This is a genomic window from Kurthia sp. YJT4 (assembly GCF_030219945.1).
In the GTDB taxonomy this organism is placed as follows: Bacteria; Bacillota; Bacilli; order Bacillales_A; family Planococcaceae; genus Kurthia; species Kurthia gibsonii.
In genome coordinates this window covers 2247501-2262687 of sequence record NZ_CP126689.1, presented here as the reverse complement: position 1 = coordinate 2262687, position 15187 = coordinate 2247501, and the positions used below count along the sequence as shown (strand labels likewise).

The window sequence follows — 15187 nt, the reverse complement described above, 5'->3', positions numbered from 1 at the left end:
TCCTTTATCAAAATAAAATATGTAGGTGAACAACATGGATGTAAAGGAAATGAATAGAAAAGTGATTCACATGGTTGAACAGTGGAATCCTTTAAACCTAGAACGTGAATCCTATCAGGTAGAAGCAGAACAAGTCTTAACTACGTTGCAACAAGTAGACGATCCATCTGATTTAGGTAAAAGCATTCAAGAAATCTACCAACATTCTTTCCAACAATGGATTCCGCTCGAAAAGTGTGTGGAAATTTCATATAAATTACTTGCCATTAAATTTGAAATGAAAAGTATTTTATAAAATTTCGTATTACGAATTAATAGTAGCATATTCAAAATGTGAAATACAGTATTGTGTAGTGCGAAATGAATACATAGAAAAAGGAGTTACACCATTTAATTGGTTGTACCTCCTTTTTTGTATCTATTCATCATGTAGACCATCCACCAAGTTTGCAACAGGAATTTCAAGTGCATTTGATAACATGAGTAATGTCGGTTCAGTCGGAATTTCTTCACCTGTTTCATAACGTAATAATTTTTCAGTACCAATCCTCGTTTTTAACGATAATTCTTCAAGTGAAAGTCCTCTTTCTGCTCGACTTACTCGTAATTGGGTTGCAATCTCTTGTTGCATCATATTCAACACATCCTTTTTAAAATAAAAGTATTAATAATAATAAATTCACGTTTTAAAAAGCTTTTAAACATTATATTTCATGAAAAAGTGACAGTTTGATTACAAGATTTAACTAAATAAAAAGGATGGGTTGGGGAATACGTGTAAAATATCATCTCACATGAGCATAAAAAAACTGGAATCACGCCACAGCGCGGTTCCAGTTTTTCGTTGCGAATTCTAAAAATGGGATTGAAATGTTTTGTTCTATCCTATTCTGGTGTGTATTATCCTTTAATCCCTTGATATAACACAATAATGATGGCGATTGGTGCAACATAACGTACAAGAATACGCCAAATAGTAAATACCCATGGTTTCACAGGTAGTTCTTCTAATTGTTCGGCACGTTTTAATTGATATCCAGCAAATAGTGCCATTAATAAAGCACCGATCGGCATACCAATTGAGTTTGTGAAGAAATCAGCAAAATCAAAGATTGAGCGACCTAGAATTTGTACATCCGCTAGCTTTCCGAATGATAAGGCACTTGGAATCCCAATGATAAAAATACCAATTCCACATAACCAAGCGTACTTTTTACGTTTTTCGAATTTACTTCCCATTGCTGTTGCAACTACAATTTCAAGCATTGCAATAGCCGAAGTGATTGTAGCGAATAGTAGTAAGATGAAGAAAATGATTAAAAAGATGGAACCGAGTGGAATGTGTTGGAATACAGCTGGAATAATAATAAATACAAGACCAGGACCTTGGTCTGGTGAGAAGCCGAGTGCAAAGACGGCAGGGAAAATAACAAGACCTGCAAGAATTGAAATCCCAATGTTCATCCAAGCGACATTCATAGCAGATGAACCAAGACGCACATCTTTTTTCAAATAAGAAGCATATGTGAGCATTGCTGCTACACCGACACTTAGTGAGAAGAATGCTTGACCAAGCGCAAGTAATAATGTTTTTCCTGTTAAATAGCTCCAATCAGGAACAAACATGAATTTAATTCCATCCATTGCACCGTCTAATGTCATCGAGCGAATTGCTAAAATGATGAAGAACACAAATAGTAAAGGCATCATCCATTTACTTGCTTTTTCAACACCATTTTGAATTCCGCTAGAGATGATTAAGATGACGATAAGTAAGAATGCACCTTGTGCTAATACAACTTCCCATGCATTCAACGTTAAATTTCCGAATAATTCTGCGAAGAAATTTTCGTCATTGCTTGAGAGCTTGAAGCCAATTGCACGAACAAGATAGCTTAAAATCCATCCGCCTACCACACTGTAGAATGATAAGATAATGCCTGATAAGATAAAGCCAAGCCAACCCGTTAAAAACCACGGTGTACGAGGTGCTTGTTTTTTAAATGATGTCACAGCGTCACTTTGTCCGCGACGACCAATCATAAATTCTGCGACGAGTATAGGTAAACCGATTACTAAAGTACATAATATAAATAAAATAATAAATACACTACCACCGTTAGTACCAGCCATATATGGGAACTTCCAAATAGCCCCTAATCCAATCGCACTGCCCGCAGCAGCTAAGATAAAGCCAATTTTAGAAGCAAATTGATCCCTTTTTGACACGATGTATATCCTCCTTATAAATACGATTGTTTCATTTTACAACAATATTCTGAAAAAATACATGAATATAATTGTAAAAATAGAAAATTCATATCTTCTAAAGTGGTGTGAATTGGTAGATTCTTTGCCCGACATACAGTGCTGTGCTATACTGCTAAATGAATATATAACAGCATTTAAAATTGAATAGTTAGAAAGTGGGATGACGAGATGTCAAACAAATATAAAGTAGGAGACGTGGTGACAGGGAGAGTGACAGGGATTCAACCATACGGCGCTTTTGTTTCGTTAGATGGGCAAACGCAAGGATTGGTGCATATATCTGAAATCACGTATGGTTTTGTCAAAAACATTACAGATTTCATCTCTGTCGGTGATTTAGTAAAGGTGAAGATTTTAGAAGTAGAAGATGCGAATAAGAAAATTAGTTTATCCATTCGTGCGCTACAAGAAAAACCACCGAAAAAGAAAGAATTGCCACCGCGTAAGTCATTACAAGATCGAGTAAATGAACGAGACGCTGTCGGATTTAATTCTTTAAAAGAAAAGCTCGATCAGTGGATTAAAGAATCTGGAATTGAATAACATCTCTACAACCACTTTACTCTAAAATTTTATTCGAGTTAGAATAAAGTAGTATTGTTTTTAAACAAAATTAAAAAGAAGAGTTTGAGACATAAACATTTTGTTATGTCCCGGGCTCTTCTTTTTATATGTGACAATCTGTTATTTACCGATTAAAACAAATACATTTTCATCAGGAGCCTGCATAACCGCTACATGTCCCCCTAAGTGATTGGGGAAAGGAGTGCGTATCCATATAACTTCTTCATTGTCTTTTAACATTTCATAAGTTTCTTGCACATCCGATACGATAATTTCGGTTTCAGAAAATTGTAAATCAGGATTATCTTTTAAAACGAGTTCTGAATTGCCATCAGGGAAAGTCATTCCTACAAGTCTCCACTTGTTCTGTTCATCTTGAAAAGTATCCCATGATTTAGTTAATCCGAGCATTTCATAAAAGCGAATCGATTTTTCAATATCTTGTGTATAAATTGCAACGCATTCAATCTTTCTCCACATAAAATAAAGCACCCCTTCAAATGAGAATATATGTTCTCGTTTGATTATAGGGTAAAATACTTCAAAAGAAAACTAAATCCTTATTTAATTATTTTTTAATTTACGCAATCGATATTGTAAGTTTTGACGACTCATTCCAAGGGCCTCAGCAGCTTTTGTAATGTTATGACCGTATTTATCAAGTACCTTATTTAAATAATAGGCCTCTGCTTCACGTAAATAATTGTCTAAAGGCATCAGTTCTTGTTCAGCTTGGATCACAAAATCCTCTGCATGAAGGGGCGTACTATCACGATATTCTTGTACCTTTAATTTAAAATGATGTGGTAGTAAGTCATACGTAATATACTCCTCATTCGAAATCATCGTACTCATCTCATCTAATAACACTTCAAGTTCTTTCAAATTCCCCGGCCAGTCATAGTGCTGGAAAAGTTGTTCTACTTCATTTGTGACTCCTTTAATTTGACTACCGAAAATACGACGATAGCGTGCTAAATAGTCTTGAATGAAAGGTCCCATATCGCTCAAACGCTCACGTAGAGGCGGTACAGTAATGGATACAGATGCAAAGAAATAGTATAAATCTTTTAATAGCACTTGTTCAGCAATTAAATCAATGGGATCATTGCCAACACTTGCGATGAAAAGATGTTCCGTTGAATATGTTTCAAGCACTTGAAGTAACCCTTTTTGTTGCTCAAGCGATAAAAATTCGATTCGTTCGCAAAAGATTGTACAACTGTTATGCTCTTCTAATTGCTTTGTTAATTTCTCAACCATATGTTCATCAGAACGATTGCAATACAATGTAATAAATTCATCAGGCACTGGAACAGTTGCATAATGAATTCCTTCAGCAATCAAGTCTTTTCCAGTACCCGATTCACCAATTAAAAGTACGGGTAACTTAGCAATAGCAGCTTTTTTTGCAATTTGAACGACGCGCTTCATTTCAGGTGAAACAGCTGTAATTACATCAAATGTAATGGGTTCCCCGTAACGCTGTAAAGGTTGATTTACTAATTTCTCAAGTGTTGTAATATCACGTGCAAATTCGATAGCCCCGACAATTTCATCATGTTGTTTAACCGGATATGTATCATTGATTGTTGTAATCTCTTGGCCATTATGATTCCAATACGTTTGTTTAATATTCAACACAGGCTCACCTGTTTGCAACACATAAAGTAATGTTGATTCATCTGCATTATTAAAACGAAAAATATCTAAGATGGAACGATCTGACATATCCTCTAAGTTCAATCCTTCAATTTTTTTCATCTGTTCATTGTAAATAATCGTTTGACCCTGTGCATTAATCGCATGAATCCCTACTGTCGAGTGTTCGGTTAAAAATTCATAAAATACTGTTAAATCAAGGTTTTTCTCCATATTTTCGCTCACTCCGTAAAAAAAATTTGTTAAAATTACAATTTTTCTCTTGAAAAACGCAACATTATCTTGCATTATTATAAGTGTAAAGGATAAAGAAACGCAAATATTTTTTGCACTTTCTTTTTAACACACAAAGGAGGACTAGAAATGATTCCATACAAAACAGAACCATTAACAGATTTTTCGAAAGAGGAAAATCGTCAAGCATATAGAGAGGCCATCCAAAAAGTTCAACAAGAACTTGGAAAAGATTATCCGTTAATTATTGGTGGCGAAAAAATCGTTACAGAAGATAAAATCACTTCTTATAACCCAGCGAAGAAAACTGAAGTTGTAGGTACAGTGTCGAAAGCAACTCAAGAATTAGCTGAAAAAGCAATGCAAGTTGCAGACGAAACATTCAAAACTTGGAGTAAAGTAGATCCTGCAGTTCGTGCAGACATTCTATTCAAAGTAGCTGAAATTACAAAACGTCGTCGCCATGAAATGTCAGCGATGATGACACTTGAAGCAGGTAAACCATGGGTAGAGGCAGATGCAGATACAGCAGAAGCAATCGACTTCTTCGAATACTATGCACGCCAAATGCTTGAACTAAAAGACGGTAAACCAGTTCTTTCACGTCCAGGCGAGTTCAATAAATTTGATTACCGTCCACTAGGGGTTGGCGTAGTCATCTCACCATGGAACTTCCCATTCGCAATTATGGCAGGTACAACAGTAGCGGCTGTCGTAACAGGTAATACAGTACTATTAAAACCAGCTTCAACAACACCAGTAATCGCTTATAAGTTCATGGAGATTCTTGAAGAAGCAGGTCTCCCAGCAGGCGTAGTGAACTACGTACCAGGTTCTGGCGCAGAAGTTGGCGACTACTTAGTAGATCACCCACGTACTCGTTTTGTATCATTCACAGGTTCACGTGATGTTGGTTTACGTATCAACCAACGTGCTTCTGTATTAAATGAAGGACAAATTTGGATTAAACGTGTCATCGCTGAAATGGGCGGTAAAGATACAATCTTAGTTGATAAAGAAGCGGATTTAGAATTAGCTGCACAAGCAATTGTAAAATCAGCATTCGGTTTCTCGGGTCAAAAATGTTCAGCATGTTCACGTGCAGTCATCGTAGAAGATGTTTACGATCAAGTGGTTGAACGTGTAACAGAATTAACAAAAGAATTAACAATCGGTGATCCAACAGATGGCGATAACTTCATGGCAACTGTAATCGATGCAGCAGCATACAAAAAAATCACTTCTTACTTCGATGTAGCGAAAGAAGAAGGTCGTATTGCAGTAGGCGGTACAGCAGATGATTCAGTTGGTTACTTTGTACATCCAACAGTTGTTGTAGACGTTGCACCAACAGCTCGTCTAATGCAAGAAGAAATCTTTGGACCAATCGTTGCGATTGCAAAAGCAAAAGACTTTGAAGAAGGTTTAGCGATTGCGAACAATACAGAATACGGTTTAACAGGTGCTGTTATTTCAACAAACCGCGAACACATCGAACGTGCACGCGAAGACTTCTTCGTAGGTAACTTATACATTAACCGTGGTTGCACAGGCGCAATCGTAGGTTACCAACCATTCGGTGGTTATAACATGTCAGGTACTTGCTCGAAAGCAGGCGGTCCAGACTTCTTAACATTACACATGCAATCAAAATCAGTTTCAGAAGCATTTTAATTTATGTGGATGAGGGGTTTTTACGCCCCTCATTTTTATCCACTGTTATAAAGCGTTTACATATAAACAACAAGGAGGAAAACAAGATGACAATTACACAAAATATTATTGAACAAACAAACTCAATCGGTGCAAAAAACTATTTACCACTTCCAATCGTTATTTCAGAAGCAGAGGGTGTATGGGTAACAGATCCAGAAGGTAACAAGTATATGGATATGCTTTCAGCTTACTCAGCGGTAAACCAAGGACACCGTCATCCGAAAATTATCCAAGCCTTAAAAGACCAAGCGGATCGTGTAACATTAACTTCACGTGCATTCCACTCAGATCAATTAGGTCCATGGTATGAAGCTGTTAGCGAATTAACAGGTAAAGAAATGGTTCTTCCAATGAATACAGGTGCAGAAGCTGTTGAAACAGCATTCAAAGCTGCGCGTCGTTGGGCATATGATGTAAAAGGCGTTCCAGATGGTCAGGCAGAAGTAATCGCATGTAACGGGAACTTCCACGGACGTACAATGTTAGCTGTATCATTAACATCAGATCCTGAATATCGTCGTGGATTCGGTCCATTATTACCAGGAATTAAATTAGTAGATTACGGTGATATCGAACAATTAAAAGAAGCAATTACACCAAATACTGCAGCATTCATGATTGAACCAATTCAAGGTGAAGCAGGAATCGTATTACCACCAGCTGGTTTCTTAAAAGCAGCGCGCGAACTTTGTCGTGAACATAACGTTCTATTTATTGCAGACGAAATTCAAGCAGGTCTTGCACGTACAGGTAAAATGTTTGCTTGTGAATGGGAAGATGTAAACCCAGACATGTATATTTTAGGTAAAGCACTTGGTGGTGGTGTATTCCCAATCTCATGTGTTGTAGCAGATAAAGATGTACTTGGTGTATTCAATCCAGGTTCACATGGTTCAACATTCGGTGGTAACCCACTTGCTTGTGCCGTATCAATTGCAGCTTTAAATGTATTAAAAGATGAAAAATTAGCTGAACGCTCTCAAGAGTTAGGCGAATACTTCATGGGTAAATTACGTGAAATTAAAAACCCTCATATTAAAGAAGTACGTGGTCGCGGTTTATTCATCGGTTTAGAACTAGATGTAGAAGCACGTCCATACTGTGAAGAATTAATGGAATTAGGTCTATTATGTAAAGAAACACACGATACAGTTATCCGTTTTGCTCCTCCTCTTGTCATTACAAAAGAAGAATTAGATTGGGCAATCGAAAGAATCCAAAAAGTGTTTTCAAAATAAACCCAAAATAAGAGAAAATGGAACTAAACTGTGTTACAATATGTGCGAATCAATATGATGGGATTTCCAAAAAAATACTTTCTCATATGATTGCAAATTATTAAATAGTAAAGAGGCGAAAAAATCAAATGGCAGAAAATCTAAACCTGTTCACATCTACGCAAGAAGTAATTAAAAAAGCTCTTCAAAAACTTGGCTATGATGAAGGCATGTACGAATTATTAAAAGAACCACTTCGTATGCTAGAAGTGCGTATTCCAGTCAAAATGGATAACGGACAAGTAAAAGTATTTACAGGATACCGTGCACAACATAATGATGCTGTAGGACCAACAAAAGGTGGCGTACGTTTCCACCCGAATGTTTCTGAAGAAGAAGTAAAAGCTTTATCAATGTGGATGACATTAAAAGCAGGTATTGTAGACCTACCATATGGTGGCGGTAAGGGTGGCGTAATCTGTGACCCACGTCAAATGTCAATGGGTGAACTAGAACGTTTAAGTCGTGGTTATGTACGAGCTACAAGTCAAATTGTAGGACCAACGAAAGACATTCCAGCACCGGATGTTTTCACAAATGCTCAAATCATGGCATGGATGATGGACGAATACAGCCGAATGGATGAATTCAACTCTCCAGGATTCATTACAGGTAAACCAATTGTATTAGGTGGTTCTTTAGGACGCGATAAAGCAACTGCACAAGGTGTCACAATCGTCATTGAAGAAGCCGCAAAACGTCGTAACATTGATATTAAAGATGCACGTATTGTCATCCAAGGTTTTGGTAATGCAGGTAGCTTCTTAGCTAAATTCATGAGTGATTTAGGTGCAAAAGTAGTTGGTATCTCAGATGCTTACGGTGCACTTTATGATCCAGAAGGTTTAGATATTGATTATTTATTAGATCGCCGCGACAGCTTTGGAACCGTAACAACTCTATTTGAAAATACAATTTCAAACAAAGAATTACTAGAATTAGAATGTGATATTCTAGTACCAGCAGCGATTGAAAACCAAATTACTGCAGAAAACGCACATCGTATTAAAGCAGGTATCGTAGTAGAAGCAGCAAATGGCCCAACAACTTCAGAAGCAACGAAAATTCTGAATGAGCGTGGCATTTTACTTGTACCAGATGTACTTGCAAGTGCTGGTGGCGTAACAGTTTCTTACTTTGAATGGGTACAAAACAATCAAGGTTACTACTGGACAGAAGAAGAAGTAAACGAAAAGTTACTTAAAAAGATGGTAGAAGCATTTGATAATGTTTATACTGTAGCCACTTCACGTAATATTGATATGCGTTTAGCAGCTTATATGGTAGGTGTTCGTAAAACAGCAGAAGCATCTCGCTTCCGTGGCTGGGTATAATTGTTCCCAAAACAATCATATGAATATAAGAAAACCGGAATCGCGTTGTGTCGCGATTCCGGTTTTTCATTTTACTAAAAAGGGAAATGAACTATTTTGTTATTTTTGAACAAAATAGACTTTTTGAGAAGGGAGCTCTAGACAATTCAATTGTCCACCGAAAGTTGCACCACCATCGATGCCGATAATACGATTTTCACCAAAATAAATTTTATTATTCAAGCGATCTTGATGTAAATGCTTTGTAGGGGTATGGCCGAAAATAACTGTTTTTTGTCCTTCATATTTTTGATGGAATTCATCCCGAATCCAAAGCAGACTCTTTTTCGTATTTTGATTGAAAGGGATATGTGGATCAACACCTGCATGTACGAAAATATAATTGTCTTGTTCAATCGACGTATCAAGATGACGGATAAACTCTAAATGTTTGATAAGATCTTCGCATAAAAAATTGTGTAAAGAAAAGTCATGTAAATCGCCAGCTTTTTTTAAATCTTTTTCAGTAAATCCATAACTACGCATCGTTGCCAAACCACCCGCAGTATAAAGCCAAAAATCCCACTCGTATTTATTCTCTTTTTCAAATACATCGAGCATAATTTGCTCATGATTCCCCATCAATACTTTTGCGCCATTCTCTTTTAACGTCATAATAAAATCGAGTACCTCTTTTGAAGCAGGACCACGGTCGATATAGTCACCTAATAAAATAAGTTGATCTTTAGCATCATCATATTTTACTTGTTCTAGTAGTTCTTTAAAAAGATATAACTCACCATGAATATCACTAATTAATAATGTTCGACTCATATGAACCTCCTAGTCCTTCGTTTTCAGTTGGTCAGGTCTTTCGCCAATATGTCGCCAATTTGTTACGCCATCATCTTCATCAAAAAGAATCGTGACACGTGATACTTTCTTTTGTGCGAGTAAGATCTCCATTAAGTGATCACGAATATCATCGACATATGCAAAAGATAAAGTAGGATCAACCTCTGCCATGAGTTCCACATGTAGGAATTCACCTTCTTTAATGACTTCTAGTCGTTTAATGTCACGAATGTTTGGATCATCTGATACAAGATAAGCGATATGGTTCAACATTTCTTCATCTGTTTCTCCGATTGCACCACGTGCATTTTCTAAAAATACAGTACCTACAACATAGAACATCATTAAACCAATTAAGATAGAAGCAATACCTTCAGCAGCCTCAAATCCAGTTAAGTGAGAAATCACAACTGAGATAATCGCGATGACACCACCACCTGTAGCAACAGAGTCTTCCATAAAGACGAGTTTCGTTGCAGGCTTCGCATTTTTTAAATGTTTAAGCGCTTTTGGGATAGCTGTTAGAGGATTTGTTTTCTCTCCAGCATCTTGTGCAATCTCAGTTGCAGCTTTTATTAATACACTTCCTTCTAGTAGAACCCCGACTGCTAAAACCGAGATTGTAATCCATAAACCTGTAGAAGTTGTTGGGTGAATAATATGATTAATTCCTTCTACAATTGTTTCATAAGCTAAAATACCAACAATTAATACGGCACCTAGACAGACGAGATTAACAACGCGACCAAATCCAGTTGGGAATTTTGGAGTAGGTGCTTTCTTTGAAAGGGCAGAACCAATAAATACAAAAAATTGATTGGCTGCGTCTCCGAGAGAGTGCATCATTTCAGCGAACATCGCAACGTTACCTGTAAAGAAAAAAGCAACTCCTTTTACAATGCCTAAAACTAAATTGACGATAGCAGCCAGTAAAGAAGGTTTATTACCTTGTTTTAATAAATGGAATATTTCTTTCATATGAAACCTCTTTCTTCTTATAGAATAGTTACCTCAATATGATTAATAAAAGGAAGTGATTTGAATTTTTTATAAACAGCAAAAGTATCTGTTTTTTCAACGAATGAGAGTTGAACACTAATTTCATGGTAAACAACATGATCTGGATATTCTAAGTCCTTAATTTTTAACTTCTCCATAATGAACTCATTGCTTTCCAGATAATCAATCACTTTTTCGATATCTTCCATACTCTCCAAACGAATCAATACTTGGACGTCTTGCAAGCGAAGACGTTCCGGGCCGAACTTTGTAAAGATGGGTGCAATGACTTCAACTCCAAGTAAGACTACAAGGACAGATAAAATCGCAGGTATATAAAATCCAGCACCTACTGCTATACCAATACCCGCTGCGCCCCAAATCATAGCAGCAGTTGTTAAGCCACTAATTGTATCATCAGTCCTTCTTAAAATAACACCAGCACCAAGGAAACCAATACCGCTAACTACTTGTGCAGCGAGACGTAGAGGATCCATTGTAATGTTAATACCAGGAACTGGCGTTGCTTGATGAACAGCTTGTACAGAGATAATTGTTAACAGACAACTAAATGTTGCGATTACAAGTGATGTCTTTAAACCGACAGGCTTCTTCTTTAATTCACGCTCTACCCCGATGATTAAACTTAATATTGCAGCGATTGCCATTTTTAATGTAGATTCTAAAACAAAAGCTGTATCTGCAAAAAACTCCATAAAATCAACTCTTTCAAATAAGTATTTATAAAGCATCGTACAACATAACTACCTATGATATGATAGATGAGTGTTTTAGGTTATTGTACTATAAAATGGAAAAAGTTATATAGAGGAAGTGGGTGTTATACATCATGGAGAAACCAATAGTGCATCCATTAATAGTTATTTTTATCGGTGTCATCTCTGTATCTGCCTCAGCAATCTTTGTAAAGTTAGCAGATACAACAGCTGGTACTACAGCTTTTTATCGTATGTTTTTGTCCGTATTGATTATGTTACCGTTATTTTTGAACCGTCATGTACACGAATTAAAACAGCTTGTTAAAAGAGATTGGATTTTTTCTTCGATTGCAGGCGTATTGTTAGCATTTCATTTTATCTTATGGTTTGAGTCATTAAACTATACATCTGTTGCGAGTTCAACTGTATTAGTAACGTTACAGCCTTTATTCGCTGTCTTTGGTACATATTTTTTCTTTAAAGATCGAGTAGGTACAAAAGGGATTTTAGCAATGGCCATTGCTATTGGAGGTAGTGTATTAATTAGTTGGGGAGATTTTAAAGTAGGGGGTACAGCCTTTTACGGTGATATATTAGCTTTAATTGCATGTGCATTTGTAACAGGTTATATGTTATTTGGACAAGATGTGAGAAGACGAGTAGGTTTGACAACATACACAATGATTGTTTACACAGTTAGTACAATTACATTAGCTCTTTATGTATGGATTAAAGGGGAAACTTTTATTGTTACAAGACCAATGGATTGGTTCTGGTTTGGGTTATTAGCCATCGTACCAAATTTATTGGGGCACAACTTATTTAACTGGGCTTTAAAATATGTATCTGCTAATACGATTTCAATTGCTATTTTGTTTGAACCAGTAGGCGCATCTATTTTAGCTTACTTTATATTTGCAGAGAAATTAATCGCTACACAGTACATAGGTGGAAGTATTGTAATTGTTGGTATTCTACTTTATATAGTAGATGGTAAAAAACTTTTGAAATTATTTCAGAAAAACTCTTGATTTTCTTAACGGCATATATTATATTTATATATGTCGTTAAGACAACGTTGAAAGCAACGAAATAATACTTCGAAAATTATGTTAAAAAAGTTATTGACAACTTAGAAGTATAAATGGTAGTATAAAGTAGTTGTTAACAAAACAACGAAAAATAAAAATAAAAAATATGTTGACAACAACTTGAAGTTTTGTTAAGATATTAAAGTCGCTAACGCGAGTTAGTGAATGAACCTTGAAAACTAAACAAGCAAGAAGATAATCACAAACAAGTCTTATCACGTTAAGTGAATAAGCAATTGTTATCAAAAGATAACGCTAGCAAAGCAAATGAGCTTTCAAACTACTTTTATGGAGAGTTTGATCCTGGCTCAGGACGAACGCTGGCGGCGTGCCTAATACATGCAAGTCGAGCGAATGACGAGAAGCTTGCTTCTCTGATTTAGCGGCGGACGGGTGAGTAACACGTGGGCAACCTGCCCTACAGATCGGGATAACTCAGGGAAACCTGGGCTAATACCGGATAATCCTTCGAATCACATGTTTTGAAGTTGAAAGGCGCTTCGGCGTCACTGTAGGATGGGCCCGCGGTGCATTAGCTAGTTGGTGGGGTAACGGCCTACCAAGGCAACGATGCATAGCCGACCTGAGAGGGTGATCGGCCACATTGGGACTGAGACACGGCCCAAACTCCTACGGGAGGCAGCAGTAGGGAATCTTCCACAATGGACGAAAGTCTGATGGAGCAACGCCGCGTGGGTGATGAAGGTTTTCGGATCGTAAAACTCTGTTGTAAGGGAAGAACAAGTACGTTAGGAAATGAACGTACCTTGACGGTACCTTATTAGAAAGCCACGGCTAACTACGTGCCAGCAGCCGCGGTAATACGTAGGTGGCAAGCGTTGTCCGGATTTATTGGGCGTAAAGCGCGCGCAGGTGGTTTCTTAAGTCTGATGTGAAAGCCCACGGCTCAACCGTGGAGGGTCATTGGAAACTGGGGAACTTGAGTGCAGAAGAGGATAGTGGAATTCCAAGTGTAGCGGTGAAATGCGTAGAGATTTGGAGGAACACCAGTGGCGAAGGCGACTGTCTGGTCTGTAACTGACACTGAGGCGCGAAAGCGTGGGGAGCAAACAGGATTAGATACCCTGGTAGTCCACGCCGTAAACGATGAGTGCTAAGTGTTAGGGGTTTCCGCCCCTTAGTGCTGCAGCTAACGCATTAAGCACTCCGCCTGGGGAGTACGACCGCAAGGTTGAAACTCAAAGGAATTGACGGGGGCCCGCACAAGCGGTGGAGCATGTGGTTTAATTCGAAGCAACGCGAAGAACCTTACCAGGTCTTGACATCCCAATGACCGTCCTAGAGATAGGATTTTCCCTTCGGGGACATTGGTGACAGGTGGTGCATGGTTGTCGTCAGCTCGTGTCGTGAGATGTTGGGTTAAGTCCCGCAACGAGCGCAACCCTTATTCTTAGTTGCCATCATTTAGTTGGGCACTCTAAGGAGACTGCCGGTGACAAACCGGAGGAAGGTGGGGATGACGTCAAATCATCATGCCCCTTATGACCTGGGCTACACACGTGCTACAATGGACGATACAAAGAGTTGCAAACTCGCGAGGGTAAGCTAATCTCATAAAATCGTTCTCAGTTCGGATTGTAGGCTGCAACTCGCCTGCATGAAGCCGGAATCGCTAGTAATCGCGGATCAGCATGCCGCGGTGAATACGTTCCCGGGCCTTGTACACACCGCCCGTCACACCACGAGAGTTTGTAACACCCGAAGTCGGTGGGGTAACCGTAAGGAGCCAGCCGCCTAAGGTGGGATAGATGATTGGGGTGAAGTCGTAACAAGGTAGCCGTATCGGAAGGTGCGGCTGGATCACCTCCTTTCTAAGGAATATAACGGAAAAGACCTTTGGTCTTCTACAGATTATCTTACTTGCTGTTTAGTTTTGAAGGCTCATGCAAATGATCTTCAAACCTTGCTCCTGCGATTACTCGTCGCAGAGTAAAACTTGTTCTTTGAAAACTGGATAAAACGACATTGAAAGTAACACAAACACAAATTTCTTTTATAGATTTTGAATTATTAAGTTTTAATTTTTTAGGCTTAATAACTTATGTGAAAATTATTTCAAGATGCAAGTAAGACGCGAAAGCAAACGCAGTGAGAAGCGGAGTGTACATACGTACATGAGCATTCGAACAAGTGTAGCTGACAAAGTATTACGCAGCAGATTGGAATCAATTAGGTTAAGTTATTAAGGGCGCATGGCGAATGCCTTGGCACTAGAAGCCGATGAAGGACGGCACTAACACCGATATGCTTCGGGGAGCTGTAAGTAAGCTTTGATCCGGAGATTTCCGAATGGGGGAACCCACTGTTTTTAATCGAACAGTATCCTAACGTGAATTCATAGCGTTTTGATGGCAGACTCAGGGAACTGAAACATCTAAGTACCTGAAGGAAGAGAAAGAAAATTCGATTCCCTTAGTAGCGGCGAGCGAAACGGGAAGAGCCCAAACCAAGAAGCTTGCTTCTTG

General features: G+C 38.1%; 13 protein-coding genes and 2 rRNA genes (1 of these 15 running past the window's edge). 8 read left to right on the top strand and 7 right to left on the bottom strand.

All coding sequences use genetic code 11. The annotated features are described in order from the left end of the window. Window positions 1-49: 49 nt before the first annotated feature. Window positions 50-295, top strand: a complete 246-nt coding sequence (locus tag QN089_RS11235; protein ID WP_231726979.1) for a DUF1871 family protein — start codon at window positions 50-52, stop codon at window positions 293-295. A gap of 123 nt (window positions 296-418) precedes the next feature. Here the strand turns inward: QN089_RS11235 and QN089_RS11230 are convergent, their stop codons facing one another. Both QN089_RS11230 and QN089_RS11225 read right to left on the bottom strand, forming a co-directional pair. Further along, on the bottom strand, window positions 419-634 hold the full coding sequence (locus tag QN089_RS11230) for a helix-turn-helix domain-containing protein (RefSeq protein WP_307723182.1): 216 nt from the start codon (window positions 632-634) through the stop codon (window positions 419-421). A gap of 266 nt (window positions 635-900) precedes the next feature. Further along, window positions 901-2229, bottom strand: coding sequence for a sodium-dependent transporter (locus QN089_RS11225; RefSeq protein WP_068451565.1), 1329 nt, complete (start codon window positions 2227-2229; stop codon window positions 901-903). Window positions 2230-2439: 210 nt separating this feature from the next. On the opposite strand from QN089_RS11225, the gene yugI reads away from it, so the two are divergent. Next, window positions 2440-2814, top strand: a complete 375-nt coding sequence (gene yugI, locus QN089_RS11220; RefSeq protein WP_068451568.1) for a S1 domain-containing post-transcriptional regulator GSP13 — start codon at window positions 2440-2442, stop codon at window positions 2812-2814. Between the two features lie 141 nt (window positions 2815-2955). On the opposite strand, the gene QN089_RS11215 is transcribed toward yugI, so the two are convergent. Beyond that, on the bottom strand, window positions 2956-3315 hold the full coding sequence (locus QN089_RS11215; protein ID WP_087680049.1) for a VOC family protein: 360 nt from the start codon (window positions 3313-3315) through the stop codon (window positions 2956-2958). A gap of 84 nt (window positions 3316-3399) precedes the next feature. Further along, window positions 3400-4710 (bottom strand): AAA-type ATPase lid domain-containing protein, encoded by a 1311-nt coding sequence (locus tag QN089_RS11210; RefSeq protein ID WP_068451575.1) that lies wholly within the window; start codon window positions 4708-4710, stop codon window positions 3400-3402. Window positions 4711-4860: 150 nt separating this feature from the next. Here QN089_RS11210 and pruA point away from each other — a divergent pair, with 150 nt between their 5' ends. The 3 genes from pruA to QN089_RS11195 all read left to right on the top strand — a co-directional run bounded on the left by pruA (window position 4861) and on the right by QN089_RS11195 (window position 9058). Next, complete coding sequence (gene pruA / locus QN089_RS11205) at window positions 4861-6405, top strand: L-glutamate gamma-semialdehyde dehydrogenase (RefSeq protein WP_068451578.1); 1545 nt, start codon at window positions 4861-4863, stop codon at window positions 6403-6405. Between the two features lie 86 nt (window positions 6406-6491). After that, on the top strand, window positions 6492-7685 hold the full coding sequence (locus QN089_RS11200) for an ornithine--oxo-acid transaminase (protein ID WP_087680050.1): 1194 nt from the start codon (window positions 6492-6494) through the stop codon (window positions 7683-7685). A 128-nt stretch (window positions 7686-7813) separates the two neighbouring features. Next, window positions 7814-9058, top strand: a complete 1245-nt coding sequence (locus tag QN089_RS11195) for a Glu/Leu/Phe/Val family dehydrogenase (RefSeq protein ID WP_068451584.1) — start codon at window positions 7814-7816, stop codon at window positions 9056-9058. Window positions 9059-9157: 99 nt separating this feature from the next. Here the strand turns inward: QN089_RS11195 and QN089_RS11190 are convergent, their stop codons facing one another. The 3 genes from QN089_RS11190 to QN089_RS11180 are packed head-to-tail and all read right to left on the bottom strand — an operon-like array spanning window position 9158 to window position 11607. Next, entirely contained in the window at window positions 9158-9871 is a 714-nt protein-coding gene (locus QN089_RS11190; RefSeq protein ID WP_285215326.1) for a metallophosphoesterase family protein, read from the bottom strand. A gap of 9 nt (window positions 9872-9880) precedes the next feature. Continuing rightward, a complete protein-coding gene (locus tag QN089_RS11185; RefSeq protein ID WP_285215325.1) occupies window positions 9881-10870 on the bottom strand; it encodes a cation diffusion facilitator family transporter in 990 nt (329 codons plus the stop codon). A 17-nt stretch (window positions 10871-10887) separates the two neighbouring features. Next, entirely contained in the window at window positions 10888-11607 is a 720-nt protein-coding gene (locus tag QN089_RS11180; protein WP_068451592.1) for an MgtC/SapB family protein, read from the bottom strand. Window positions 11608-11741: 134 nt separating this feature from the next. On the opposite strand from QN089_RS11180, the gene QN089_RS11175 reads away from it, so the two are divergent. The 3 genes from QN089_RS11175 to QN089_RS11165 all read left to right on the top strand — a co-directional run. Continuing rightward, window positions 11742-12641: a DMT family transporter gene (locus tag QN089_RS11175; RefSeq protein WP_285215324.1), complete on the top strand. Its 900-nt coding sequence runs from the start codon at window positions 11742-11744 to the stop codon at window positions 12639-12641. Between the two features lie 345 nt (window positions 12642-12986). Then, a 16S ribosomal RNA gene (locus QN089_RS11170) occupies window positions 12987-14533 on the top strand. A 361-nt stretch (window positions 14534-14894) separates the two neighbouring features. Continuing rightward, window positions 14895-15187, top strand: a 23S ribosomal RNA gene (locus QN089_RS11165) (it continues 2636 nt past the right edge of the window). The 16S and 23S rRNA genes sit together here, the layout of an rRNA operon.